25 protein-coding genes are annotated in these 25425 nt (G+C 72.2%); 14 read left to right on the top strand and 11 right to left on the bottom strand.

The window, feature by feature from the left end; all coding sequences use genetic code 11:
• Position 1 precedes the first annotated feature (1 nt).
• A complete protein-coding gene (gene bioD / locus AB0D74_RS15450) occupies positions 2 to 718 on the top strand; it encodes a dethiobiotin synthase (RefSeq protein WP_362586026.1) in 717 nt (238 codons plus the stop codon).
• A gap of 130 nt (positions 719 to 848) precedes the next feature.
• On the opposite strand, the gene AB0D74_RS15445 is transcribed toward bioD, so the two are convergent.
• Positions 849 to 3026, bottom strand: coding sequence for a LuxR C-terminal-related transcriptional regulator (locus AB0D74_RS15445; protein ID WP_362585594.1), 2178 nt, complete (start codon positions 3024 to 3026; stop codon positions 849 to 851).
• A 116-nt stretch (positions 3027 to 3142) separates the two neighbouring features.
• On the opposite strand from AB0D74_RS15445, the gene AB0D74_RS15440 reads away from it, so the two are divergent.
• Both AB0D74_RS15440 and AB0D74_RS15435 read left to right on the top strand, forming a co-directional pair.
• The gene (locus AB0D74_RS15440) at positions 3143 to 3829 is read left to right on the top strand and encodes a triacylglycerol lipase (protein ID WP_362585591.1); all 687 of its coding nucleotides are present in this window, start codon (positions 3143 to 3145) and stop codon (positions 3827 to 3829) included.
• Between the two features lie 79 nt (positions 3830 to 3908).
• Positions 3909 to 4592 (top strand): class I SAM-dependent methyltransferase, encoded by a 684-nt coding sequence (locus AB0D74_RS15435; RefSeq protein WP_362585588.1) that lies wholly within the window; start codon positions 3909 to 3911, stop codon positions 4590 to 4592.
• Positions 4593 to 4615: 23 nt separating this feature from the next.
• Here AB0D74_RS15435 and AB0D74_RS15430 read toward each other — a convergent pair whose 3' ends face one another.
• On the bottom strand, positions 4616 to 4990 hold the full coding sequence (locus tag AB0D74_RS15430; RefSeq protein WP_362585584.1) for a fic family toxin-antitoxin system, toxin component: 375 nt from the start codon (positions 4988 to 4990) through the stop codon (positions 4616 to 4618).
• A gap of 4 nt (positions 4991 to 4994) precedes the next feature.
• Positions 4995 to 5246, bottom strand: coding sequence for a toxin-antitoxin system HicB family antitoxin (locus tag AB0D74_RS15425; RefSeq protein WP_362585581.1), 252 nt, complete (start codon positions 5244 to 5246; stop codon positions 4995 to 4997).
• A 167-nt stretch (positions 5247 to 5413) separates the two neighbouring features.
• On the opposite strand from AB0D74_RS15425, the gene AB0D74_RS15420 reads away from it, so the two are divergent.
• The 7 genes from AB0D74_RS15420 (at position 5414) to AB0D74_RS15390 (ending at position 13606) form a co-directional block, all read left to right on the top strand.
• Entirely contained in the window at positions 5414 to 6274 is an 861-nt protein-coding gene (locus AB0D74_RS15420) for an ABC transporter ATP-binding protein (protein ID WP_362585579.1), read from the top strand.
• Positions 6275 to 6278: 4 nt separating this feature from the next.
• Positions 6279 to 8846, top strand: coding sequence for an ABC transporter permease (locus AB0D74_RS15415; RefSeq protein WP_362585576.1), 2568 nt, complete (start codon positions 6279 to 6281; stop codon positions 8844 to 8846).
• 29 nt (positions 8847 to 8875) lie between these two features.
• Positions 8876 to 9748, top strand: a complete 873-nt coding sequence (locus tag AB0D74_RS15410; protein WP_362585574.1) for a TIGR03621 family F420-dependent LLM class oxidoreductase — start codon at positions 8876 to 8878, stop codon at positions 9746 to 9748.
• Positions 9749 to 9792: 44 nt separating this feature from the next.
• Positions 9793 to 10227: a GNAT family N-acetyltransferase gene (locus AB0D74_RS15405; RefSeq protein ID WP_362585571.1), complete on the top strand. Its 435-nt coding sequence runs from the start codon at positions 9793 to 9795 to the stop codon at positions 10225 to 10227.
• Positions 10228 to 10384: 157 nt separating this feature from the next.
• Complete coding sequence (locus tag AB0D74_RS15400; protein ID WP_362585568.1) at positions 10385 to 11722, top strand: hemolysin family protein; 1338 nt, start codon at positions 10385 to 10387, stop codon at positions 11720 to 11722.
• Positions 11719 to 12732: a hemolysin family protein gene (locus AB0D74_RS15395; RefSeq protein ID WP_362585565.1), complete on the top strand. Its 1014-nt coding sequence runs from the start codon at positions 11719 to 11721 to the stop codon at positions 12730 to 12732. The genes AB0D74_RS15400 and AB0D74_RS15395 overlap by 4 nt, the downstream gene beginning before the upstream one ends.
• A gap of 91 nt (positions 12733 to 12823) precedes the next feature.
• Positions 12824 to 13606, top strand: coding sequence for an SGNH/GDSL hydrolase family protein (locus AB0D74_RS15390; protein ID WP_362585562.1), 783 nt, complete (start codon positions 12824 to 12826; stop codon positions 13604 to 13606).
• 21 nt (positions 13607 to 13627) lie between these two features.
• Here AB0D74_RS15390 and AB0D74_RS15385 read toward each other — a convergent pair whose 3' ends face one another.
• The 8 genes from AB0D74_RS15385 to AB0D74_RS15350 all read right to left on the bottom strand — a co-directional run bounded on the left by AB0D74_RS15385 (position 13628) and on the right by AB0D74_RS15350 (position 22142).
• Complete coding sequence (locus AB0D74_RS15385) at positions 13628 to 14266, bottom strand: XRE family transcriptional regulator (protein WP_362585559.1); 639 nt, start codon at positions 14264 to 14266, stop codon at positions 13628 to 13630.
• Between the two features lie 9 nt (positions 14267 to 14275).
• Positions 14276 to 15367 carry an FAD-dependent oxidoreductase gene (locus AB0D74_RS15380; protein WP_362585556.1) on the bottom strand — a complete coding sequence of 364 codons (1092 nt, stop codon included), beginning with the start codon at positions 15365 to 15367 and terminating at the stop codon, positions 14276 to 14278.
• Entirely contained in the window at positions 15364 to 16683 is a 1320-nt protein-coding gene (locus AB0D74_RS15375; protein WP_362585553.1) for an FMN-binding glutamate synthase family protein, read from the bottom strand. The genes AB0D74_RS15380 and AB0D74_RS15375 overlap by 4 nt, the downstream gene beginning before the upstream one ends.
• Positions 16684 to 16774: 91 nt before the next feature.
• Positions 16775 to 17449 carry a glutamate synthase gene (locus tag AB0D74_RS15370; protein WP_362585550.1) on the bottom strand — a complete coding sequence of 225 codons (675 nt, stop codon included), beginning with the start codon at positions 17447 to 17449 and terminating at the stop codon, positions 16775 to 16777.
• Positions 17437 to 18294, bottom strand: a complete 858-nt coding sequence (locus AB0D74_RS15365) for a glutamine amidotransferase (RefSeq protein ID WP_362585548.1) — start codon at positions 18292 to 18294, stop codon at positions 17437 to 17439. The genes AB0D74_RS15370 and AB0D74_RS15365 overlap by 13 nt, the downstream gene beginning before the upstream one ends.
• 11 nt (positions 18295 to 18305) lie before the next feature.
• Entirely contained in the window at positions 18306 to 19613 is a 1308-nt protein-coding gene (glnT, locus tag AB0D74_RS15360) for a type III glutamate--ammonia ligase (protein WP_359219564.1), read from the bottom strand.
• 154 nt (positions 19614 to 19767) lie between these two features.
• Entirely contained in the window at positions 19768 to 21192 is a 1425-nt protein-coding gene (locus AB0D74_RS15355) for a cytosine permease (RefSeq protein ID WP_362585544.1), read from the bottom strand.
• A gap of 32 nt (positions 21193 to 21224) precedes the next feature.
• A complete protein-coding gene (locus AB0D74_RS15350) occupies positions 21225 to 22142 on the bottom strand; it encodes a flavin reductase (protein WP_362585541.1) in 918 nt (305 codons plus the stop codon).
• Positions 22143 to 22352: 210 nt separating this feature from the next.
• On the opposite strand from AB0D74_RS15350, the gene AB0D74_RS15345 reads away from it, so the two are divergent.
• Genes AB0D74_RS15345 through AB0D74_RS15330 form a run of 4 tightly spaced genes read left to right on the top strand, consistent with a single transcriptional unit; the run spans position 22353 to position 25396 of the window.
• The gene (locus AB0D74_RS15345) at positions 22353 to 23477 is read left to right on the top strand and encodes an LLM class flavin-dependent oxidoreductase (protein ID WP_362585537.1); all 1125 of its coding nucleotides are present in this window, start codon (positions 22353 to 22355) and stop codon (positions 23475 to 23477) included.
• Positions 23474 to 24076: an amino acid synthesis family protein gene (locus tag AB0D74_RS15340; RefSeq protein WP_362585534.1), complete on the top strand. Its 603-nt coding sequence runs from the start codon at positions 23474 to 23476 to the stop codon at positions 24074 to 24076. The genes AB0D74_RS15345 and AB0D74_RS15340 overlap by 4 nt, the downstream gene beginning before the upstream one ends.
• Positions 24073 to 24624: an amino acid synthesis family protein gene (locus tag AB0D74_RS15335; protein ID WP_355726482.1), complete on the top strand. Its 552-nt coding sequence runs from the start codon at positions 24073 to 24075 to the stop codon at positions 24622 to 24624. Before AB0D74_RS15340 ends, AB0D74_RS15335 begins: the two co-directional genes overlap by 4 nt.
• A 1-nt stretch (position 24625) precedes the next feature.
• Positions 24626 to 25396, top strand: coding sequence for an alpha/beta fold hydrolase (locus AB0D74_RS15330; protein WP_362585530.1), 771 nt, complete (start codon positions 24626 to 24628; stop codon positions 25394 to 25396).
• The last annotated feature ends 29 nt before the right edge of the window (positions 25397 to 25425 follow it).

The following is a 25425-nucleotide window of genomic DNA, read 5'->3' as shown; positions in this document are numbered from 1 at the left end:
CATGCCGATCCTGGTGATCACGGGTACGGGCACGGAGGTCGGCAAGACGGTCACCACGGCCGCCGTCGCCGCCGCCGCGATCGCGGCCGGCCGCTCGGTGGCGGTCCTGAAGGCCGCGCAGACGGGGGTACGACCCGACGAGCGCGGGGACGCCGACGAGGTCGCGCGGCTCGCGGGTGCCGTGACGGCGGTCGAGGTCGCGCGCTTTCCCGAGCCGTTGGCGCCGGGCACGGCGGCCCGCAGGGCGGGGATGCCGCCCGTGCAGCCGCAGGACGTGGCCGAGGCCGCCGCCAAGCTGGCCACCGAGCACGAACTGGTGCTGGTCGAGGGCGCGGGCGGCCTGCTCGTCCGGTTCGACGCGGCGGGCGGCACGCTGGCGGACGCGGCCCGGCTGCTGAACGCGCCGGTGCTGGTGGTGGCGTCGGCGGGGCTCGGCACACTGAACACCACCGAGCTGACGGCTCGTGAACTGCGCTTCCGTGAGCTGGAGTTGCTGGGAGTGGTGATCGGGAGCTGGCCGGACGCCCCCGACCTCGCGTCGCGGTGCAACGTCGCCGACCTGCCGGAGGTGGCCGGGGCCCCGCTGCTCGGTGCGCTGCCCGCCGGGGCGGGGGCACTGGCGCCCGCCGACTTCCGTGCGGTGGCGCCGAGTTGGCTCTCAGCCAGGCTGGACGGCACCTGGGACGCGGAGTCGTTCCGGGTACGGGAGGCGCCCTAGGCCGTCGGTCGGGTGCGGCTGTGGGGGGGGCTGGTCGCGCAGTTCCCCGCGCCCCTTGAGGGGCGCGTCGCCACCCCCCTTCTTTTAGGGGCGCGGGGAACTGCGCGACCAGCCACGACGGCGCCGCACCCTAGGGCGATTCCCCGAGCAGCCGTACCAACTCGATCCGGGACCGGATCCCCAACCGGGCGAAGACCCCCCGCAGATGGTGGTCGATGGTGCGCGGGCTGAGGTTGAGCCGGTCGGCGATCTCGCGGTTGGTGGCGCCCTCGGCTGCCATCCGGGCGACCATCAGCTGCTGGGCGGTGAGCACCGAGGCCGGGTCGGGTGCACCGCTGACAGGTGTCAACGCCGTTCCGAGGGCGCGCAGTTCGGCGCGGGCCTGGGCGGCGCAGTGCGGGGCGCCGAAGGACTCGAAGGCCTCCCGGGCGCTGTGCAGCCGGTCGCGCGCCTCCGTGCGCTGCCGCAGCCGGCGCAGCGCGCCGCCGAACAGCAGCTCGGTGCGGGCGCGTTCGAAGTCCCGGGTGCCCCGGGCGTGCAGCTCCAGTGCGGCCCGGTAGTGCGGGAGGGCCTCGGCGCCGGGGGCGAGCAGGGCCCGGCAGCGGGCGCTGAGCGCGAGGTCGTCGGGGCTGCGGACGGCGGTGGCCCAGCGGTGGTAGTCGGCGTGCGCGGCGCCGGCGACCCGGGTGTCGCCGGTGCGGACGGCGGCCTCGACGTAGTGCGGAGTGGCCAGGTGCCGGATGGCCCGGTGGCCGTGTCCGGGCCCGAACCCGGCGAGGGCGCGCAGCCGGGCGACCGCCGCCGGGAAGCGGCCGTTGGTCAGGTCGAGGAAGGCCAGCGCCCACTGGGCGAGGGCGGCGGGCAGGCCCAGTCCGTGGGCCAGGGCGTGCGAGCGTGCCGCCGCCGCGCGCTCCCGGCAGGCCTCCTCGTCGCCGGTGACGGCGGCGAACATGGCGAGCGCGGCCTGGAGATGGCATGCCCCGTTGTCCTGCCCGGTGGCGTGGGCCTGGTGCAGGGCCTCCCGGGCGGCGGCCTCGGCGGCCCGGGGGCGGCCGGTCCAGAAGTCGGCGTAGGCGCGGAACTCCATGGCCTGGGCGACCGTCCCCGGGATGCCGCGCGACCGGGCGGAGGCGGCGGCCCGGAGGGTGGCGGTGACGGTCCTGGTGTGGTCGCCGAGCATCAGCGCGGCGATGCCGGAGTGGATCAGCGGACCGGGGTCGCCGCCGGGCCCGCAGCGGCCCGCGGTGCCCTTGAGGAGGACGCGGGCGTCGGCGTAGCGGCCCTCGACGGCGCAGGCGAGGGCGGCGAGGATGCCGGACGGCGGGAGGTCAAGCCACTGGGCCAGGACGTGGGCCTCGCGGCAGCGTCTCAGGTCACCGGTGTAGACGGCGGCCTCGGTGGCGAGGGCGAGGAGTTCCACGGCATCGGCGGAACGTTCCTGCCGGACGGCCGCGGTGAGCAGGGCGTCGAAGGCCTCGGCGGCGTTGCCGGCTCTGAGCGCGAGCACGCCGTCGAGGGCGGAGTTGTCGGTGCGGGCGGCGAGCCGTCTGGCCCGGTCGGGCTCTCCGGAGCGCCAGGCGTCGGCGGCGGCCAGGGCGAGCAGCCGGCCCTCCTCGGCCGGGTCGGGGCAGAGGTCGGCGGCGCGTTCGGCGAGGGCGCGGGCCAGTGCGGGGCGCCCCTCGCAGCGGGCCCGGTCGGCGGCGGTGCGCAGTTCCGCCGCGAGCCGGGCGCTCGGGCCAAGGGCCGCGGCGCCCCGGTGCCAGGAGCGGCGGGCCGTCTCGGCCTTGCCGCCGAGCACCCGGGCGAGCAGCAGGTGGGCTTCGCGGCGGTCGGCCGCCGAGCCGGTCTCGTAGGCGGCGATCCGGGTCCAGGGATCCCGGAAGAACACCCCGCCGGCACTGGCGTGGGCGACCCCGGCCGCCTCGGCCGCCTCCAGCGGGCGGGTGTCGAGGCGGCCGGCGGTGACCGCGCGCAGGAAGGCGTGGGTGGCGACCGGGTACTGGTCGGCGGCGGCGAGCAGCAACAGCAGCCTGGTCTCGTCGGGCAGGGCGCGGATCTCCCGGCGCAGGGTGCGGAGCAACCGCGGTGCCAGTTCCGCCGGTTCGACCGGCAGCGGGTCGGCACCGGCCGCCTGCCGTTCGGTGAGACGCGGCACGAGTTCGGCCGCGGCGCGCTGGTCCTCGTATACGACTCGTGTCACCCGGACGCGGACGCCCTCGGGGAGCGCCGGAGCCGGGCATGGCCCCGCGTCGGTCGGCTGCGGTGGCGAAGTGCGGTCGAGGTGTGGGGGGTTCACCGGTATCACCACACGAAAGACGTTACTGGCGAGTTAGTTGATTCGTAAAGACTGGCGACTTCACCGATGCGCCGCGCGTAGACCGGTCCCGACACTCCTGAACAACCCCACCCGTTTCAGGAGGCATCATGCAACGCGCCAAGCGTCGCATCGCAACCGCTCTGTCGGCGATAGCCGGTTCGCTCCTTCTGTCCCTCCCCCTGAGTGCCGGCACCGCGCACGCGGCAAGCCACGACCCGATCGTGTTCGTACACGGTCTGAGCAGCGACTCCAGCAGCTGGGACGACTGGATCGCGGACTTCGAGGCGGACGGCTACTCGTCCTCGGAGCTGTACGCGATCTCGTACGACTGGACGAAGTCGAACGTCACCACGGCCTCGACGCTGTCCACGTACATCCAGTCCGTCCTCTCCAAGACCGGCGCCTCCAAGGTGGACCTGGTGGTGCACTCCATGGGTGCGCTGAACAGCCGCTACTACCTGAAGAACCTCGGCGGGACCTCGTACGTGGACCACTTCGTGTCGGTCGCCGGGGTGAACCACGGGACCAGCGTCGCCTCGCTGTGCGGGTGGCTGTACACGTCCTGCAAGGAGATGACGACCGGCAGCTCCTTCCTGACCGCGCTGAACTCGGGTGACGAGACGCCCGGCAGCGTCTCGTACGCGGCGTACTGGTCGGACTGCGACGCGGCGATCGACCCGGACACCTCGGCGGAGCTGAGCGGGGCGACCAACGTCGACGTCGGCTGCATCTCGCACACCGACATGAACAACGACTACGGCGTCTACGAGCAGGTGCGCGACTTCATCGGCTGAGCCGTCCGCGGCAGCGGGGGTGCGACGGGCCGCAACGGGGGACAATCACCGTAGACCTGCTTCCGTCGGGAGGTCCGTCATGCGGCTGATGTCCGCCGGCGCCGGGACACCGGTGCGGGATCCCGTCCACCACCCGCTGTTCGCGCGTTTCTACGCCCGCTGCAGCGTCTCCGCCGAGACCGGTCTCGGGATGGCCGCGATCCGGGAGCGGCTGCTCTCCGGGCTGTCCGGGCGGGTGATCGAGATCGGCGCGGGCAACGGGCTCAACTTCGCCCGCTACCCGGGTTCGGTCGCGGAGGTCGTGGCGATCGAACCGGAGCGCACCCTGCGGCAGTTGGCGGCGGAGGCCGCCGTGCGCGCCGACGTCCCGGTGGACGTGGTGCCGGGTGCGGCGGAGGCGCTGCCGGTGAAGAGCGAGGCCTTCGACGCGGCGGTGTGCTCGCTGGTGCTGTGCAGCGTCCGGGATGTGCGGCGGGCGCTCGCGGAGGTGCGGCGGGTGCTGCGGCCGGGCGGTGAGCTGCGGTTCTTCGAGCACGGCGCGGGCGGTGGCCCGGCGATGCGGTTCAGCCAGCGGGCCCTGGACCGGACGGTGTGGCCGCTGCTGGTCGGGGGCTGCCATCTGTCCCGGGAGCCGGTCGCCGAACTGCGCGCGGCCGGGTTCGAGCTCGGCCCGTACCGCCGGGTGTTCCTGCCGGAGCACGGCCCCCGGCTGCCCTCCTCGTACTGTGCGCTGGGCGTCGCACGCAAGCCCCTGGAAGCCTGAGCGCAGGCTCCCGGCCGGGCCGGTCACAGGCTCCAGCGGCGCAGTTCCTCGGCGATGTCGGCGACGCTCGCCTGGCCGTTCTTGACCAGCCGGGCCAGGTCGCGGACCTGCTCGGGCGAGGTGACGACCTTGAGGCCGCTGGCCACCAGGTAGGCGTAGGCGACCGAGGACGCGAACAGAGCGTTCGAGCGCTCCAGGGCCGGGACGTGGATCAGCAACTGGAGCAGGGCGGCGGCGCGGGCCTGCGGGGAGTCGTAGACGGGGACGTCGAATATCTCGGCCCGGTGCCTGGCCACGGCGGCGATCAGCGCACCCCAGTCGGTGACCTGGGGGTCACCGGGGGTCTTCTGTTCGGCGAGCATGAGGAGCCAGGCGAGGTCGATCGTCAGGTCGCTCAAGGGATCAGTGACGGCCTTCGGTCTTGTCAGACGTGTCGGTACCGTGCGTCTCGCCGAACTCCTCGGCGAAGACGGACTCGTACTGCTTCATGAAATCGGCCGCGGCCTCGACGAACGTACGGCCGGCCTCACCGGTGTCCTGCATGACCAGTTCCTCTATGTAGCGGTTGACGCTCACACCGCGCGCGAGAGCGCGTTCGCGGGCCGCCCTGGCGGTGCCCTCGTCCACGCGCACGTTCAGCTGGGTCTTCGCCATGACTCGAAGCTAGCGCGGATCCGCTAGCAACGGCAAGCGCGCATCGGAATCGAAAAGTGATACCGGCTGTGGGACGGGTCACACTACGCTCGACCCGGGCAAAGAGGCCGTGCGAAGAGGTCGTGCGAAGAGGTCGGACGACCGTCGTATGAAACGGGGAGGCAGTCTTGTCCACAGCAGCTGCGGAGGCGCCCGCCGCGGACGGGGTCGCGGCCCGTGCGCGCGGTCTGACCAAGGCGTACGGAGCGGGCGAGACGGCGGTGCTCGCGCTGGACTCGGTGGACGTGGACATCGCGCGGGGCCGCTTCACCGCGGTCATGGGGCCGTCGGGCTCCGGAAAGTCCACGTTGATGCACTGCCTGGCGGGGCTGGACACCGTCTCGGCCGGTCAGGTCTGGCTCGGCGGCACCGAGATCACCGGGCTGCGCGAGCGCGAGCTGACGCGGCTGCGCCGGGACCGGATCGGGTTCATGTTCCAGTCGTTCAACCTGATCCCGACGCTGAACGCCGCCGAGAACATCACCCTGCCCATGGACATCGCGGGCAAGAAGCCCGACGAGAAGTGGCTGGACCAGGTCATCGACACGCTCGGGCTGCGGGACCGGCTCAAGCACCGGCCCGCCCAGCTCTCCGGCGGCCAGCAGCAGCGCGTGGCCTGTGCGCGGGCGCTGGCCTCCCGCCCGGAGCTGATCTTCGCCGACGAACCGACCGGGAACCTGGACTCACGGGCGGGCCTGGAGGTGCTGGGCTTTCTGCGCGACGCGGTGGACCAGCTCGGCCAGACGGTGGTCATGGTGACCCACGACCCGGGCGCCGCCGCCCACTCCGACCTGGTGCTCTTCCTCGCGGACGGCCGGATCGTGGACCGGATGGAGGAGCCGACGGCGGAGGCCGTGCTGGAACGGATGAAGCGGTTCGACGTAGGACGCGGGTCCGACGGAGCACGCGGGGCCACGGGGACCGACGTGGGCGACGGATCCACGGGGACCGACGTGGGCTTCGGGTCCACGGGGCCCGAGGAGGACTGACCCGGTGCTGAAGGCAACCCTGCGCAGCTTCCTCGCGCACAAGGGACGGCTGATGCTGTCCGCGCTGGCCATCGTCCTGTCCGTGGCGTTCGTCGCGGGCAGCCTGATCTTCTCCGACACCGTCACCCGCACCTTCGACCGGCTGTTCGCCTCCACCTCCGCCGACGTGACGGTGGAGCCGAAGCAGGACCTGAAGTCGTCGGTGCCGACCGGGGCGGTCCAGACCGTGCCGGCCGCGCTGGCGGGCGAGGTGGCGAAGGTCGACGGGGTCGCGGACACCCACGCGGACGTCTCGGTACAGAACATCGTGGTGGTCGACAGCCACAACAAGTCGGTCGGCCCGACCACCGGCGCCCCGACCATCGCCACCGACTGGTACCTCACCCGCCGCAGCCCGGTGAAGCTCACCTCGGGACACGTCCCGCGGGGCGCCGGCCAGGCGCTGCTCGACGCGGACACCGCCGACAAGAAGGACGTGCGGATCGGCGACACGCTGACCGTGCAGGCCCAGCCCGGCACCTTCAAGGTGGAGATCGTCGGCATCGCCACCTTCACCACCACCAACCCCGGCGCCGCCCTGGTCTTCCTCGACCCGGCGGTGGCCGCGAAGGAACTGCTGGGCTCCCCCGGCCGGGCCACCAGCATCTCGGTGGACGCGGCGCAGGGCGTGCCGGACGCCCGGCTCAAGGCCCGGATCGGCGCGGCGATCGGAACCGGCACGTACGACCTGAAGACCGCCGACGAGCAGGCCAAGTCGTCGGCCGCGGACCTCGGCGGCTTCCTCGACGTCATCAAGTACGTGATGCTCGGATTCGCCGGGATCGCCACCCTGGTGGGCGTCTTCCTCATCGTCAACACCTTCTCCATGCTGATCGCCCAGCGCACCCGGGAACTGGGGCTGCTGCGCGCCCTCGGCGCCGACCGGCGCCAGGTACGGCGGTCGGTGCTCACCGAGGCGGTGCTGCTGGGGCTCGTCGGTTCGACGCTGGGCCTGGGCGCCGGGGTCGGGCTGGCGTTCGGGCTGATCAAGCTGATGAGCGCGTTCGGGATGAACCTCAAGGCCACCGAGATGGTCGTCGGCTGGGGCACGCCGGTCGCCGCCTACGTGGTCGGCGTCGGCGTCACCTTCGTCGCCGCGTACCTGCCCGCCCGGCGCGCGGCCACGGTGTCCCCGATGGCGGCGCTCGCGGACGCCGAGATCGCCGGGCTGGGCAAGCCGCTCAGGACCCGGGCGGTCGTGGGCGGAATCGTCGGGGTGCTCGGGGCCGCGGCCCTGGCCGGCTGTGCGACGGCCACGAAGACCGCCTCCGCCGCCTCGCTGCTCGGCCTCGGGGTCGTCCTGACCCTGGTCGCGACGGTCATCGCGGGCCCGCTGCTGGTCCGGCCGGTGATCCGGGTCCTCGGCGGGGCCTTCCCCGCCCTCTTCGGCCCGGTCGGCCGGATGAGCCAGCGCAACGCCCTGCGCAACCCGCGCCGGACCGGCGCCACCGCCGCCGCGCTCATGGTGGGGCTCGCCCTGGTCGGCGGGATGTCGGTGGCCAGCGCCTCCATGTCCAAGTCCTTCGACCAGCAGATCGACAAGACCCTGGGCGCCGACTTCACGATCCAGAACGGCAACTTCCTGCCGTTCACCAAGGAGATCACCGACAAGGTGCGGGGCACCGAGGGCGTGGGCCTCGTCGTACGGCAGCGGTTCGCGCCGGTGGCGGTACGGCTGCCGGACGGCAAGCGGGTCACCACGACCGCCGCCGGGTACGACGCGCAGGTCGACCAGGTCGCCCATGTCGCCTACAAGGGCGGCGACACCGCGGCGGCGCTGGCCCCCGGCAGCCTCGGCATGGACGCCACCTTCGCCGAGGACCACAAGGTGCGCCTGGGCAGCGTGCTCCCCGTCGAGTTCCAGGGCGGGAAGCGGGCCGAGATGACGGTGGCCGCCCTCACCGACCAGGACAGCGGCAGCGGCTTCGGCACCCAGGGCGGGCTGTTCTTCGGCATCGCCACGGTGGAGAAGTACGTCCCCGACGGCCAGGACTCGTCGCTGTACGTCAACCGGGCCCCGGGCACCGGCGCCGACCAGCTGCGCTCGCGGCTGGAGCGGACGCTGGCGCCGTATCCGCAGGTGCAGGTCCGCGACCAGGCCGACTACAAGAAGCTGGTGCACGACCAGATCGCCGTACTGCTCTACCTCGTCTACGCGCTGCTCGGGCTCGCGATCGTGATCGCGGTGCTCGGGGTGGTCAACACCCTGGCCCTGTCGGTCGTGGAGCGCACCCGGGAGATCGGGCTGCTGCGCGCCATCGGGCTGGCCCGGCGGCAGCTGCGCCGGATGATCCGGCTGGAGTCCGTGGTGATCGCGGTGTTCGGCGCGGTGCTGGGACTCGCCCTGGGCCTGGTGTGGGGCGTGTGCACCCAGCAGGTGCTGGCGCTCCAGGGCATGAAGGCGCTCGCCGTGCCGTGGGGCACGATCGTCGCGGTCGTGATCGGGTCGGCGGTCGTGGGCATCGTGGCCGCGCTGCTGCCGGCGTTGCGCGCGTCACGGATGAACGTGCTGGCGGCCATCGCGCACGAGTGACTGAAGTCGTCTTCGGCGGAGGAGAGTTCATGCCGCGTCCGTTCCGCTTCGGGGTCAACCTGCTCACGCCCGCCTCGGCCGGCGAGTGGCGCGCGAAGTGCCGGCGTGCCGAGGAACTCGGATACGACGTCATCCTCGTCCCCGACCACCTGGGCATGCCGGCGCCCTTCCCGGCGCTGGTCGCGGCTGCCGGGGCGACCGAACGGCCCCGGCTCGGCACGTTCGTGCTCAACGCGGGCTTCTGGAACCCCGTGCTGCTGGCCCGTGAGGTGGCGACGGCCGCCGCGCTGACCGGTGGCCGTCTCGAACTCGGCCTCGGCACCGGCTATGTGCAGGCGGAGCACGACCGGGCCGGGCTGCCGTTCGGCTCGCCGCGCGAGCGGGTGGACCATCTGCGGCGCACGGTCGAGGAGTTGCTGAAGTCGGACGGGGCCGGGGTGCCGCTGCTGATCGGCGGCAACGGCGACCGGATGCTGCGGCTGACCGCCGAGCACGCGGACATCGCGGCCTTCACCGGGGCCCGCCTGGTACCGGGGAGCACGGAGGGCCGCCTGGATCCGGTCACGGCCGAGGAACTCGACGAACGGGTGGCCCGCTACGGGGAGTTGGCGGCGACGCGCGCCGAAGCCGCCGAACGCAACCTGCTCGTCCAGATCGCGGCGGTCACCGACTCCCCCTTGTCCGCGCTCGGCCCCGTGCTGGAGCGGCGACCCGAGCTGACCCTGGAGCGGCTCCTCGCCCTGCCCACCGTCCTGGTCGGCACGCCGGAGGAGGTCGCCGGGCGGGTGCGAGGACTGCGCGACCGGTACGGGTTCTCGTATCTGACCGTCCTGGAGCCGTACATGGAGGCCTTCGCTCCGGTGCTGGCGGAGCTGGCGGTGCTGGCGGTGCCGTCCGCATAGTGGAAATCGCCGACGGGCGGGGACCGCCGTGATGTGATCACGGCATGACCGACCTGCGCATACGTGCTGCCACGTCCGGAGACCTCGACGCCGTGCTCGCCTTCTGGAAGACGGCGGCGGAGGGCACCAGCATCAGCGACGACCGCGGTGGCGTGGACCGTCTCCTCGCCACCGACCCCGAGGCCCTGCTCCTCGCCGAGCTGGACGGGGAACTCGTCGGCACGGTGATCGCCGGCTTCGACGGCTGGCGCTGCCATCTGTACCGGCTGGCGGTGCATCCCGGGCGGCGCCGCCGGGGCATCGGCTCGGCCCTGCTGACGGCGGCCGACGAGCGTTTCGTACGGCTGGGCGGACGGCGGGCGGACGCGATGGTGCTGCTCCGCAACGAGAGCGCACACCACGCCTGGCGGGCCGCCGGGTACCAGCCCGAGGAGCAGTGGCGGCGGTGGGTGAAGCCGCTGACGGACGGCGGCCACTGACGTCACTTTGCCGGTCCTTTACTATTGGGGGAGTCGTCGTCCTTCCTCGATGAAAGGTGTGTGAGCGTCCAGCCATGGGCGAGCCTCCCAGTCCTGTCCTCCGGCAACGCCGCGCGGTCCCGACCGCCCTGCCCGATCATGGGACGGAGGTGACCCGATGACCGAAGTGCTCCTCCTGCTGGTGGCGATCCTGCTGTCGCTCGCCTGCGGTGCCTTCGTCGCGGCCGAGTTCTCCCTGACCACGGTCGAGCGCGGCGAGCTGGAACGCGCCGTGGAGCGTGGCGAGCGCGGGGCGGCCGGCGCCCTCAAGGCCGTACGGAACCTGACGTTCCAGCTCTCCGGGGCGCAGCTCGGCATCACGGTCACCAACCTGGTGGTCGGCATGCTCGCCGAGCCCTCGATCGCGAAGCTGCTGGCCGGCCCGCTGGAGGCGGTGGGCATCGGGGCGTCGGCGGCGAGCTCGCTCGCGCTGGTGATCGGTACCGCGCTGTCCACGGTGTTCCTGATGGTCGTCGGCGAGCTCGTGCCCAAGAACTGGGCGATCTCCACACCGCTGGCCGTGGCCAAGCGGGTGGGCAACGCCCAGCGCTGGTTCAGCGCGGCCTTCCGGCCGTTCATCACGCATCTGAACAACACCGCGAACCGGCTGGTACGGCGGTTCGGCGTGGAGCCGGCCGAGGAGCTGGCCTCCGCGCGCGGGCCCCAGGAGCTGGCCGCGCTGGCCCGGCACTCCGCCAAGCAGGGCGCGCTGGAGGCGGACACCGCCGAGCTGTTCGTGCGCACGCTCAACCTCGCCGATCTCACGGCCGAGAACGTGATGACCCCGCGCGTCCAGGTCGTCGCCCTGGAGGTCCGGGCGACCTGCGAGGACGTGGCGAACGCGACCCGGGCGACCGGCCTGTCCCGCTTCCCGGTCTACGAGGACAGCCTGGACTCGGTCGTCGGCACCGCCCACATCAAGGACATCGTGGCCATGCCCGCCGAGGAACGGTCCCGGGTCCGGGTCGCCCAGGTGATGCGCGAGCCCCTGCTGGTCCCCGAGTCCCTCACCGTCGACCGTCTCCTGGACCGCCTCGGCGGCCGGCGCACGATGGCCGTCGTGATCGACGAGTACGGCGGTACGGCCGGGGTCGCCACCCTGGAGGACATCGTCGAGGAGGTCGTCGGCGAGGTCCGCGACGAGCACGACCCGCACGAGACGCCCGACCTCGCCCCCGCCGGTGCGGACACGACGGGCCGCGCGCTCTACACAGCGGACGGCGCGGCCCGCATGGACCAGCTCGCGCGCGTGGGCCTCCGGCCGCCCGAGGGCCCGTACGAGACGCTGGCCGGGCTGGTCGCGGCCGAGCTGGGCCGGATACCGGAGACCGGGGACGGTGTCGAGATCGCCGGCTGGCGGCTCGACGTGGTGGACGCGTCGGGGCGGCGGGCGGCCCGGGTGCTGCTGCACGCGCCGCTCGCCGGCGAGACGACGGAGCAGGAGGGGCAGCGGTGACCGCCGTACAGTTGCTGATCGGTTTCGCGACGCTGGTCGTGAACGCGTTCTTCGTCGGTGCCGAGTTCGCGCTGATCTCCGTGCGCCGATCCCAGATCGAGCCGCACGCGGAGGCCGGCGACCGGCGGGCCAGGAGCGTGCTGTGGGGCCTGGAGCACGTCTCCGCACTCCTGGCCGCCGCCCAGCTCGGCATCACGCTGTGCACGCTGGTGCTGGGCGTGGTCGCGGAGCCCGCGATCGCGCATCTCCTGGAGCCGGTGTTCCACGCGGTCGGCGTGCCCACGAGCGCGGGCCATGCCGTGTCCTTCGTGATCGCGCTGTCCGTCGCGACCTACCTGCACATGCTGCTCGGCGAGATGGTGCCGAAGAACGTGGCGCTGGCCGAGCCGGTGCGCAGCGCCCTGCTCCTCGGACCTCCCCTGGTCGCGCTGTCCCGGGCACTGCGCCCGGTGATCTTCACGATCAACACGTTCGCCAACACCCTGCTCAGGCTGCTCCGCGTGGAGACCAAGGACGAGGTCTCGGCGACCTTCACGGACGCCCAACTGGCCGAGATCGTCAAGGACGCCAGCGAGGCGGGCCTGATCGACGACCGGGCGCAGGAGCGGCTGCACGACGCCCTGGAGCTGGGCCGCCGGCCGGTGCAGGACGTGGTGGTACCGCTGGAACGCGTCGTCTACGCGCGCGTGGGCGTCACCCCGGAGGAGCTGGAGCGGCTGTCGGCGGAGTCCGGGTTCTCCCGGTTCCCGGTGGTGGACGAGGGTCGGCGGATCGTCGGCTATCTGCACGTCAAGGACGCGCTGGACGCCTCGCCCCGGGACGAGGCGTTCCGGCTGCGGGACATGCGGCCGATCGCCCGGGTACGGGAGGACACCCCGCTGGACGACGTGCTCACCGCGATGCGCGGCAGCCGTACCCACCTGGCCGGCGTGCGCGGCGACGACGGGCGGCTGGCAGGTCTGGTGACGATGGAGGACGTGCTGCGGGAGCTGTTCGGGCAGCACGCTTAGGCCTCCCCGGAGGAGGGGCCGTCGGAGAAGTCGCAGCCGGTGGGAGTGACCGACCGGCGGGTATGCGCCTCGGGATACCATCTGTGTCGCCATGCAGAAGAACCCGGTGCTTCCCGCACACTCCAGCCTGGTCGCGATCGGCGACTCCTTCACCGAGGGCATGTCGGACCTGCGGGCCGACGGCTCCTACCGGGGCTGGGCGGACCTCCTCGCCGCCCGGATGGCCGCCCGCACCCCCGGCTTCCGCTACGCCAACCTCGCGGTGCGCGGCAAGCTGATCGGGCAGATCGTCGAGGAGCAGGTGGACGTGGCGGTCGCGATGCGGCCCGACGTGATCACGCTGGTCGGCGGCCTCAACGACACGCTGCGCCCCAAGTGCGACATGGTCCGGGTCCGGGACTTGCTCACCGAGGCGGTGGAGCGGCTGGCCCCGGCCTGCGGGCAGCTGGTGCTGATGCGCAGCCCGGGCCGCAACGGTCCGGTCCTGGAGCGGTTCCGCCCCCGCATGGAGGCGCTGTTCGAGATCATCGAGCAGCTCGCCGGGCAGCACGGCGCGCTGGTGGTCGACCTGTACGGCGCGCCCTCGCTGGCCGACCCGCGGATGTGGGACGTGGACCGGCTGCACCTGACGGACGAGGGGCACCGCCGGGTCGCCGAGGCGGTCTGGCAGATCCTCGGGTACGAGGCCGAGGACCCCGGGTGGCGGACACCGCTGCCGGCCACCCCGCCGCCCGGCTGGGCCGCGCGCCGGATCGAGGACGCCCGCTTCACCAAGCAGTACCTGCTGCCGTGGATAGGCCGCCGTCTGACCGGCCGCTCCTCGGGCGACGGCCGCGCGCCGAAGCGGCCGGAGCTGCTGCCGTACGAGGCATAGGGGCGCGGGACGGTTCCCGGCTCAGTGCTGGGGGCTGTCCCCGAAGGCCGTCACCGTGAGGAAGCGGATCGGCAGGGCGACGAGGCGTTCGGGGCCGTGCGGGGCCTCGCCGTCGAACTGGAGGGCGTCGCCGGGGCGCAGGGTGTAGCTGGCCTTGCCGTGGCCGTAGACCATCTCGCCCTCCAGCATGTAGAGCAGCTCGGTGCCGCCGTGCTGGAAGAGCGGGAAGACCTCGCTCTGCTCGGTGAGGGTGACCAGCAGGGCGTCCATCCGCTTGTGGGCGCCCCGCAGCGAGCCCAGCTGGGCGTACTCGTGGCCGACGCGGCTGCCGCGCCGGACGATCCGGGCGCCGTGGCCGGCCGGCACGAAGACCGCCTCCCGGTCGTCGTCCATGCCCCGGAACAGGGCGGTGACGGGGACGTCGAGGCCGCGGGCGAGGCGGGAGAGGGTGGTGAGGCTGCACGCCGTCTGGGCGTTCTCGATCTTCGACAGCATGGCCTTGGAGATCCCGACGCGCTGCGCCATCTCCCCGACCGAGACCCCCGCCGCCTGCCGGTACTCACGGGTCCGGACCGCGATGATCCGCTCCAGTGCCTTGTCGTCGAAATCGTCGCTTGCGTCGCTGTCGCCGTCGTCGCCGTCTGTGTGCTGCTCGGTCACCGGCGCATCCTAGCCCGCACGTTCGAGCCGGAACCGCGACTGGGGCTCGGCCCGGCCGGTCGCCAGGTCGGCCGCCATCGCCCCGATGAGCGGGGCGAACTTCGCGCCGTGCCCGGAGCACGGCGAGACGATCACGAACGGCCCGCGCCGGTCCAGGACGAAGTCCTCGTCGGGGGTGCTGGTGTAGAGGCAGGTCGCCTCGGCGACCGGGGCGGGGTCGAGCCCCGGCAGCCGGTCACGCACGAAGCCGCTCACCCGGCTCCGGGACGCGGGGTCGACCACCCCGCTGCGCGTACCGGCCGTCGTGGGCGTGCCCCGGTCGTGCTCGGCCACCTTCATCGCCGGCTGGAAGCCCCCGTCGCTGCCCGACGGCAGCCCGAAGACCTGCAGGTCCGCGTCCTTGGTGACCAGGATCGGCCAGCGCTCGCCCGGGTCCCGCTGCCGGAAGTGGAAGACCTGTTGCTGGGTGACCGTCAACGGCGGCAGCGCGAGGGGCAGTTCGAGTTCGGGCAGCCAGGCGCCGGCCGCGATCACCACGGTGTCGGCGAAGCGTTCCCGGCCGTCGTCGGTACGCAGCAGCACCGCGCCGCCCGCGACCGCCTCCAGGCCCACGGCACGCACCCCGATCACCGCGTCCGCCCCGTGGTCCACCGCCCCGCGCACACAGGCGGCGACGGTCTCGTCCGCGTCCAGCACCCCCGCGCCCGGGTGGTACAGCGCCGGGCCGGTGAACCGGATCGACGGCCATCGCTCCCGGGCGGCCTCGGCGCCGAGGAGTTCGTACGGCACTCCGGCCGCCGCAAGGACCTCGGCGAGGCCCTCCGGGTCCCGCCCCTCCCCCAGGTCGAGCCCACCGGTCGTACGCAGCAGGGGAGTCGAGGTGTCCTCCTCCAGCACCCGCCACTCCTCCAATGCCCGCCCGGTCAGGCGGACGTAGAAGGGGTCGGCGTAGGCGTGCCGGAAGATGCGCGAACTGCCGTGGGAACTGCCCCGCTTGTGCCCGATGTCGTACGCCTCGATCAGGGTGACCGGGTGACCGCGCCGGGCGAGCTGCCAGGCGGTGGCCGCACCCATGAGCCCGGCGCCGACGACCGCGATCACAGCCCGGTCCCCGGGATCCAGTCCGTGCCCGCCAGCGGGACCCGGGCCATGGCGGCGGACTCGATGGTGAGCGCGACCAGGTCCTCGGGTTCGAGGTGCAGCAGGTGGGCCTTGCCGCAGGCGCGGGCCAGGGTCTGGGCCTCCATGGTCATCACCCGCAGGAAGTTGGCGAGCCGTCGGCCGCCCTCGACCGGGTCGAGCCGGGCGACGAGCTCCGGGTCCTGGGTGGAGATGCCGGCCGGGTCGCGGCCGTCCTGGTAGTCGTCGAAGTAGCCCGCCGCAGACCCCAGCCGCCGGTACTCCTCCTCGTACCGGGGGTGGTTGTCGCCGAGCGCGATGAGCGCCGCCGTACCGATGGCGACCGCGTCCGCCCCCAGCGCCAGCGCCTTGGCCATGTCGGCGCCGGAGCGGATGCCGCCCGACACCACCAGCTGGACCTCCCGGTGCACGCCCAGCTCCTGCAGCGCCCGCACCGCCTGGGGCAGGGCGGCGAGCGTCGGGATGCCGACGTGCTCGATGAAGACGTCCTGGGTGGCCGCCGTACCGCCCTGCATGCCGTCGACCACCACGACGTCGGCGCCCGCGTGCACGGCCAGCTTCACGTCGTAGTACGTCCGGGTCGCGCCGACCTTCACATAGACCGGCTTCTCCCAGTCGGTGATCTCGCGCAGTTCGAGGATCTTGATGGCGAGGTCGTCGGGCCCGGTCCAGTCGGGATGCCGGCACGCGCTCCTCTGATCGATCCCGACCGGCAACGTCCGCATCCCCGCCACCCGTTCGGTGACCTTCTGCCCGAGCAGCATCCCCCCGCCACCGGGCTTCGCTCCCTGCCCCAGAACCACCTCGATGGCGTCGGCGGCCCGCAGGTCATCGGGGTTCATGCCGTACCGGGACGGCAGGTACTGGTACACGAGGTGCTTGGAGTGCCCGCGCTCCTCGGGCGTCATCCCACCGTCCCCCGTGGTCGTCGACGTACCGACCTCGCTCGCCCCCCGCCCCAGCGCCTCCTTGGCCTGCGCGGAGAGCGCCCCGAAGCTCATGCCGGCGACGGTGACGGGCGTGGCGAGCCGCAACGGGTTCTTGGCGTGCCGCGCACCGAGCACGACGTCCGTGTCACACCGCTCCCGGTAACCCTCCAGCGGATAACGGGACATGGAGGCACCGAGCAGCAGCAGATCGTCGAAGTGCGGCAGCCTGCGCTTGGCCCCCCACCCCCGGATGTCATAGATCCCGGTGTCGGCGGCACGCTGGATGGCATGGATGGTGGCTCGATCAAAAGTGGCGGACTCACGCAGGCCATGGGATGCGGGTTCCAAGGTTCAGCTCCTTTGAGTACGGCGAGTTGTGTCTTTAGGGGCGCGAGGAACTGCGCGACCAGCCCCCACCGGCCCGCAGCCGACAACGGCGCTAGTACGCACCCGAGTTGTCGATCTTGAAGTGATACAACTCCCTCGCCGAGCCGTACCGGCGAAACTCCCCCGGCTCCTCCTCCCGCTCCGCCGCCTTCAACAACTCACCCAACTCGGCGAGATGCTCACCCCGCATCTCCTTCTCCACACAGTCCGCGCCCAGCGACCTCACCGCCCCCCGCACATAGATCCGCGCCTCGTACAGCGAGTCCCCCAGCGCCTCCCCCGCGTCCCCGCAGACGACCAACCGCCCGGCCTGCCCCATGAACGCACTCATGTGACCGACGTTTCCGCCGACCACGATGTCCACGCCCTTCATGGAGATCCCGCACCGGGCCGACGCGTCCCCGTCGATCACCAGCAGCCCCCCATGGGCCGTGGCCCCCGCCGACTGGGAGGCGCTCCCCCGCACCCGGACCGTCCCCGACATCATGTTCTCGGCGACTCCGGTCCCGGCGTTGCCGTGCACGGTGACCGTGGCGTGCTGGTTCATGCCGGCGCAGTAGTAGCCGACGTGGCCCTCGATGTCGACGGTGAGCGGTTCCCGGATGCCGCAGGCGACGGCGTGCGCGCCGCGTGGGTTCAGCACCCGCCAGTCGTCGGCCCCGGCCGCGTGCAACGCCCCGTTGAGCTCGCGCACCGGCGTCGTCGCCAGGTCGATCAGCGTCGCCATACGTACACCTCTTCCGGCTCGGGTTCGAAGATGCGGGCGTTCTCGATGCCCGGCAGGACGTCCAGCGCCCGGTACTCGGAGGCCATCGCCACCCAGTCGGCGGTCTCGGCGACCAGCGCCGGTTTGCAGGCGATGGCGTCCCGGACCACCGCGAAGGAGTCGCCGGTGGACACCAGCAACGTGTAGAAGCCGTCGAAGCGTTCGCACAGCAGCTTCAGCGCCTTCTCCAGGTCGGCGCCCTGGGCGAGGTGGTGCGCGACGAACCGGGCGCCGACCTCGGAGTCGTTCTCGCTGTCGAACTCGACGCCCTGGGCGCGCAGTTCCCGGCGGATGGTGGCGTGGTTGGCGAAGGAGCCGTTGTGCACCAGGCACTGGCCCGGTCCCACGGAGAAGGGGTGGGCGCCCTCGGGGGTGACCGCCGACTCGGTGGCCATCCGGGTGTGTCCGACGCCCTGCCAGCCGGTGACGCCGGCGAGCCCGAAGGACTTGGCCAACTCGACCGGTTTCCCGGTGCCCTTGAGCACGGCGCAGCCCTCGCCGGAGCCGATCACCCGGGCATGGGGCAGGAGTTCGGCCAGCCGGGCGGGCTCCGCGTGGACGACGGTCGTGGCGTCGGCGTCGTAGGCCACCGCGCCCGGCAGTACCGTCTCGACCTCGGCGACCGAGGTGCCGAGCAGGGAGACCACGCTCTGCCCGGGCGGGGACAGCCGTGGGTCGCCGTAGACGGCGACGCCCGCCGAGTCCGGTCCCCGTTCGACGACCTGTCCCAGCATCGCGGCGAGCAGTTCGCCGAGCCGGGGTTCGAGGGCGGGCTCCCGCAGATGGAGCCCGACGATTCCGCACATACCGAGTCCCTTCAGAAGGCGGTGAGGTAGCGGTCCAGCTCCCAGGGGCCGACCGTGGAGTGCCAGTCGAAGAACTCCTCGCGCTTGAGGTCGGCGAAGTACCGGCTCACGCCCGGCCCTGCGGCGTCGAGGGTGCCGCTGATGACGTCGTCGGACTGGAGGGCCTCGACGGCGTGCAGCAGGGTCGGCGGGAGTTCCGGCCCCTTGCCCCCGGCGCCCGGCTCGCCCGGGTCGAGGCCGCGTTCGATGCCGTCGAGTCCGGCGGCCAGCGCACCGGCGGCGGCGAGGTAGGGGTTGGCGGCGCCGTCACCGCCGCGCAGTTCGACGCGGTTGCCGTCGGGGACGCGCACGAAGTGGGTGCGGTCGTTGCCGCCGTAGCCCGCGACCCGGGGCGACCAGGTGGCGCCGGAGCGGGTGGAGACGGCGCCGGTGCGCTTGTAGGAGTTGACGGTGGGCGCGATGACGGCCTGGAGGGCGCGGGCGTGCTCGACGATCCCGGCGACGAAGGAGTAGGCGAGCGGGGAGAGGCCGAGGCCGCGGGTGTCCGCCGGGTCGGGGAAGGCGGGTTCGCCGTCCCGCCACAGCGACAGGTGCAGGTGCATGCCGGTGCCGGTGCGGTCGGTGAACGGCTTCGGCATGAACGTGGCGGTCATGCCGCGCTGTTCGGCGAGGACCGACACCAGGTAGCGCATGGTGATGACCCGGTCGGCGGTGGTGAGGGCGTCGGCGTAGCGGAAGTTCTGCTCGAACTGGCCGTTGCCGTCCTCGTGGTCGTTGGCGTAGTTGCCCCAGCCGAGGCTGTTCATCGCGGTGGAGACGGCGGTGAGGTGGTCGTACATCCGGGTCAGGCCGCGGGCGTCGTAACAGGGTTGCGAGGCGGTGTCCCTGGCGTCGGCGACGCTGAGGACGCCGTGTTCGTCGCGGTTGACCAGGAAGTACTCGACCTCGGCGCCCACGGCCAGGGAGAGTCCCCGGGCGGCGGCCCGCTCAAGGAGCGAGCGCAGGATGACGCGCGGGGCGTACGGCCAGGGTTCCCCCTCGACATACGGGTCGCAGTGGACGAGCGCGAGGCCGGGTTTGACGAAGGGGAGCGGGGTGTACGAGGAGGCATCGGGCCGGGCGACGACGTCCGGGTCGCTGGGCTGCTGGCCGAGCGCGCCGGCCGCGTATCCGGCGAAGCCGACGCCCTCGTCCCGGAGTTCCTCGACGGCCTGGGCGGGGACGAGCTTGGCGCACGGCTTGCCGGTCAGGTCGACGAAGACGGCGAGCACGAACTCGATGCCGTCGTCCCGGACCAGTGCGGCGAGGTCGGTCGTCATGGGGGCCTCCCGGGAGGTGTCCACTGACATGAATCACTGTTGCACACCAGTAGACAGGCGGTGCGTTACGGCGGGATTTCCGCCCGGGAAGTTCCCCGTAATCCGAAGGGCCGGTCACCGCCTCCGAGGAGGGGTGACCGGCCCTGAGGAGCCGTCAGGAGAGGTCGGCGGCGGCCTTGTCGGCGACGAGGGCCGGTGTCGGCCCGCCGTCGGCGATCCACAGCGGCTTCAGCCGGTACGTCAGCAGGTAGAGGACCGTGCCCGCGCCCGCCGCGACGAACATGCTCAGGTCGCCGGCGCCGGGGAAGGCCTTCGAGAACGGCCCGGTGTAGAAGCTGGACTGCCAGAACGGCACCGACGCGGCGACCCCGCCCGCCCAGGCGACGAACCCCCAGTCCAGGATCCGGCGGCGGTCGTAGAGTTCGGCGATCCGGGACGGGTCGGAGCGACCGCCCAGATAGAAGTCGAGCAGCAGCACGGCCGCGAACGGGGCGATGAAATAAGCGGTGAGATTGAGGAAGACCTTGAACTTGTCCTCCGTGCCCGACTCGCCCCACAGGCTGATCGCGTAGGCCAGCAGGCAGATCGCGGTGACCGCCTGGCTGCGGCTGACCGGGACCTTCAGGGTCTGGACGGAGATCGCGCCGCCGTAGACGTTGAGGAAGTTCTGGGCGAGCGCGGACAGGCCGACGGCGATCAGGGCCGGGACGGCGAACGGGCCCGCCAGTTCGTGCAGCGCGGTGATGGAGTCGGAGCTGGTGGCGCTGCCGCCGACGACCACGCCGAGGATGCCCAGCCAGCAGATGGTGACGAAGTTGCCGAGCCCGGTGTACCAGGCGGTGCGGGTGACGACCTCGGGGGTGTCGGGGAGGTAGCGCGAGTAGTCGGAGGCGAAGGGGGCCCAGGCGACCAGGAAGGAGAGGAACCAGCCGCCGAAGGTGATCCAGCCGCCGGTGGCGCCGATGTATCCGGAGGCGTGCGGGTCGGAGTGGAAGAAGCTGCCGCCGCGCACCACGGCGACCACGGTGATCAGCAGGAACAGCGGGGTCAGGACGTAGGTGAGCACCCGCTGGAGGTAGTTGATCATGTTGTAGCCGTAGATCGACACCACCAGCTCGGCCGCCGTGAGCACGGCCGCGCACAGCCAGAACGGCAGATGCGTCAGCTCGGCGAACGCCTTGCCGCCGAGGATCACGGTGACCGAGGCCCAGCCGATCCCCGCGAAGACGTTGATGTACGCCACCGGCAGGAAGTTGCCGAAGAAGCCCAGCGGGCCGCGGGCCTGGATCTGCTGCGGCACCCCGAGCCGTACGCCCATCCGGGACATCACGGCCATCAGCAGGGAGCCCAGCGCCGCGCCGATCACGATGGCCGTCGCCGCGGCGCCGAAGCTCAGCCCGAACCAGGCCGCGCTGAAGCCGAGCAGGATGATCGGGAAGTTGAGGCCGGCCGCGAACCAGACGAAGAACTGCGAACTGGGCCTGCCGTGGCGCTCGTTGTCGGGAATGTGGTCGACGCCGAAGGGCTCGACCTTGGTGACCGCGCTGCCGTAGACCGGCGCCGGTGTTCCTTCTGTCATGCGGTGCTCCTGCTCTTGCTACGGGAGGAAGGTCACCACGGCAGCGGCGCCGTGTGCGAGATGTCGAAGAATCCGCCGCCGCTGTAGACCAGCGGGGCGAGGTCGTCGTGGCGGGCGGAGACCACCCGGCCGGTGAACACGGTGTGGCTGCCGGCCTCCAGGCGTTCCCCGATCTCCACCTCCAGCTGGGCGCAGGAGCCGTCGATCAACGGGGCGCCGAAGTCGCCGGGCGTCCAGGAGATCCGGGCGAACTTGTCGTCGCCCTTGGCGGCGAAGGTCTTCGCGACGTCGAGCTGGTCGGCGGCGAGGATGCTGATGCCGAGGTGGCTCGCCCGGTGCAGGGCGGGGTGCGTGGCGGAGCTGTGCTGGACGCAGACCAGCACCATCGGCGGGTCGAGGGAGATGCTGGAGAAGGCGTTGCAGGCCAGCCCGCGGGGGGTGCCGTCGTCGTCCGTGGTGACCACGGTGACGCCGGTGATGAACTTGCGGTGCACCCCGCGCACCAGGTCCGGGTCGACGGCGGCCTGCTGCGCGGTGGTGATGATCCCGAGCGCTTCGAGGAGCTGCCGGGAGTCGAAGGTCACCCACTCCTCGGCCACGGCCGGTCCTTCGAAGCGGGCGAAGGTGGCGCCCGAGACCTCGACGGGTTTGCCGGTGGGCGGCACCCCGAGGAAGGCGCCGGTGTGGCGCCCGGTGCTGCGCCAGCGGACCGCCACCCGGTCGCCGTCCTCGACGACGTCCTCGATCTCGGTGCGCAGATCGGGGAACGCCTCCCGCACCGCGCGGACGGAGTCCTTGAACTGGTCGCGGTTCTGGGTGGCGCCGGCGGGGCCGCGGCGACGGACGTAGGAGGGGCTGAGCAGGTCGTCCAGGGCGTCGACCCGCCCGTGGTCCCAGGCGGCCCGCCAGGCGGAGCGGAGGAGGGAGGTGCGGTCAAGAGTGTGGGTCATGGCGGTCCCATCGGTCAGCTCTTGTATGGCAGAGGACGGTAAGTACGCCGCACAACCGTGTCAACACCCTCGACACAAAAGCTCCATCCACCCTGGTAGGCGCGTCAAATACACAGGTCATGGTTGTTTCGGCGAGGTGAACCCTTGACGGGCCCGATCCACCCTCCTAGCCTCGCTTGCATGGCACAGCCGAAGTGGAAAGGACACTTGATGCGGTTCTCGATATTCCACAACCTCGGAGCGCCCGGCCGGCTCGGCGAGTACGCCCAAGTCATGGACGAGGCACGCGAGTTCGCCGTAGCGGCCGAAGAGGCGGGGTTCTGGTCCACCTGGTACACGGAGCACCACTTCGGCCACGAGGCCATCGAGATCACTCCGAACCCGGTTCTCATGGGCGCCGACATCGCGGCCCGCACCTCGCGTATCCGGATCGGCCAGGCGGCCTCCATCGCCACCTTCTGGCATCCGCTGCGCCTGGCCGAGGACATCGCGATGCTCGACCAGCTCTCCGGCGGGCGCGTCGAGGTCGGCCTCGGCCGGGGCCTGTACGGCCGCGAGGCCCTGAACCTCAACGCGCTCGCCGACCCGCGCGACCAGGAGCAGAACCGGGCGCTGTACGACGAGACGGTGGAGATCCTGCGCAAGGCGTGGAGCGGCGAGTTCTTCGTGCACCAGGGCCGCTTCTACGAGTTCCCGGCCCCCGGGGTGAAGTGGAACCACCCGCTCTCCCCCGCCACGGACGACTACACCACCGATGGCGTGATCACGAAGATGCAGGTCACCCCGTTCCCGCTGCAACGCCCGCACCCGCCGCTCTGGCAGGTCATCGACAGCCCCCGTTCCATCCAGGCCGCCGCGGCCGACGGCGTCCAGGGCATGTTCTGGCTGCCGCCGGTCTCCGCCCTGAAGGAACGTTTCGAGCTGTACCGCACCACGGCCAGCCTGGCGTCGGGCCGGGAGTACGCGCTCGGCGAGGGCATCGGCCTGGTCCGTGACGTGTACGTCGCCGACACCATGGAGCAGGCCCGCGCCGACTTCGAGGAGGCGCTGATGACGACGTACCGCTGGATCATGCACTGGCGGGGCCTGGCCAACCTGATGGAGGCCGACGAGGAGCTCACCGACGCGCACCAGCTGTCGTACGACTTCCTGCACGGCCGCAACCTGCTGGTCGGCACCCCCGAGTACGTCGCGGAGAAGATCGCCGAACTCCGCGACGAGGTCGGTCTTGAGCACCTGCTCCTGTGGACCACGCACCCAGGTCTGGAGCACCGCAAGGCGATGCGCAGCCTGGAGCTGTTCGCGGACAAGGTCATGCCGGAGTTCACCGCATGACGGACATCCGCAAGGTCGTGACCGTCGTCGACGAGGTGCTGCTGGAACTGGGCCGCCCGGTGGCCGCTCCGGTACGGCGGGTCGCGGTCGCCGCGGTGATCCGCAACCCGTGGGCCGGGCGCGGCTTCGTGGCCGACCTCCAGCCCGAGGTGGAGTCGGTGGCACCCGAGTTGGCGCAGATCCTCACCGGCAGGCTGATCGCGGAACTCGGCGGCGCCGACCGTGTGGAGGCCTTCGGGAAGGCGGCCGTGGTCGGGCTCGACGGCGAGGTCGAGCACGGCGGAGCGCTCATCCACACCCCGTACTTCGGCAACGTCCTGCGGGAGCTGACGGAGGGCACCTCCATCATCGTCTTCAACGACGACCGGCTGCCGGCGGGCGAACCGCTGACCGTGCCGCTGTGGCACAAGACGGCCGCCGCGACCCGCTCGCACTACCAGACCGTGCAGATCAGGGTCCCCGACGCGCCCCGCCCCGACGAGATCGTGGTGATCGCCGCCGCCGCGTCCGGACCCCGCCCCAACGCCCGTATCGGGGACCGCCGTACCGACCCCGTGGTCCGCCTCGCCGACCTGGAGAAACTGGAGAGCGCCCGATGAACGTCCGGAAGATCATCACGTACACGGAGGACATCCACACCGAGGGCGGCCGACCCGTCGACCCGCCCGCCCGTACGGCGGTGGTGCTCGCGGTGATCGAGAACCCGTGGGCGGGCCAGGGCTTCGTGGCCGACCTGCTGCCGGGCATCGACGAAGTCGCCCCGCAGCTCGGCGAGTTGCTGGCACCCCGGGTGGTCGCCGCACTCGGCGCGCCGGTGGAGGCGTACGGCAAGGCGGCGATCGTGGGCCTGGACGGGGAGATCGAGCACGGCTCGGGCCTGATCCACACGCTGAAGTTCGGCGACCACTTCCGCAAGGCGGCCGACGCGACCACCCTGCTGCCCGCGGTGGAGAAGCGGGCGGCGGCCGGCACGGTCTTCGACATCCCGCTCAAGCACGTCACCGACGCGACGATCCGCTCCCACCACCAGAGCATCGAGGTCCGGGTCCCGGACGGCCCCCGCGCCGACGAGATCGTCATCGGCCTCGCGGCGGCGGCCCAGGGCAGGCCCCAGGCGCGGCTGGCCCCGCTGGCCACGGAACAGTGACATGACGGCGGCGCCCTTGAGCCACGAGGTCCACGGCTCCGGTACGGATCTCGTGCTGCTGCACGGTGTCGGCCTCGACCGGAGCATGTGGGCACGCTGTCTGCCGTCACTGGCGGCACGGCACCGGGTGACCCTGGTCGACCTGCGCGGGCACGGCGACTCCCCACCGGCGGCTCCCGGTGTGTCGCTGGCGGAGCTGGCCGAGGACGTGGCCGAACTCCTGGACGGACCGACCCATCTGGTGGGCTTCTCGCTGGGCGCCCTGGTGGCTCAACAACTGGCCGTAACACGCCCCGAGTTGACGGCCACCCTCACCCTGGTCAGCTCGGTCGCCGGGCGGTCGGAGGAGGAGCGGACGGCGGTGGCCGGGAGGCGGGAGCGGGCACGGGCGGACTTCGAGGGGTCGGCGCGGGCCGCCGTCGAACGCTGGTTCTCCCCGCAATGGCGGTCGCGTGCGCCGGAGTCGGCGGACCGGGTGCTCGCCACACTGCTGGCGAACGACCGGACTTCGTACCTGGCCTGCTACGACGTGTTCGCGACGGCGGACATGGGGCTGTGGCCCCTCCTGCCGGACATCGCCGCTCCGACCCTGGCGGTGACGGGTGCGGACGATCCCGGATCGACCCCGGAGATGACCCGCAGGCTGGCCGACCGAATTCCAGGTGCCCACGCGGAAGTCCTTCCCGGAGCACGCCATCTGCTGCCACTGGAACGCCCTGAGGAGCTGACCGAGGTGATCCTGAAACACACGGCACCCTGGGCGCCCCTCTAGGGGCGCGGGGAACTGCGCGATCAACCACG

This window comes from Streptomyces sp. NPDC048278, from assembly GCF_040652195.1.
In the GTDB taxonomy this organism is placed as follows: Bacteria; Actinomycetota; Actinomycetes; order Streptomycetales; family Streptomycetaceae; genus Streptomyces.
This window is presented reverse-complemented; position numbering and strand designations above follow the sequence as displayed.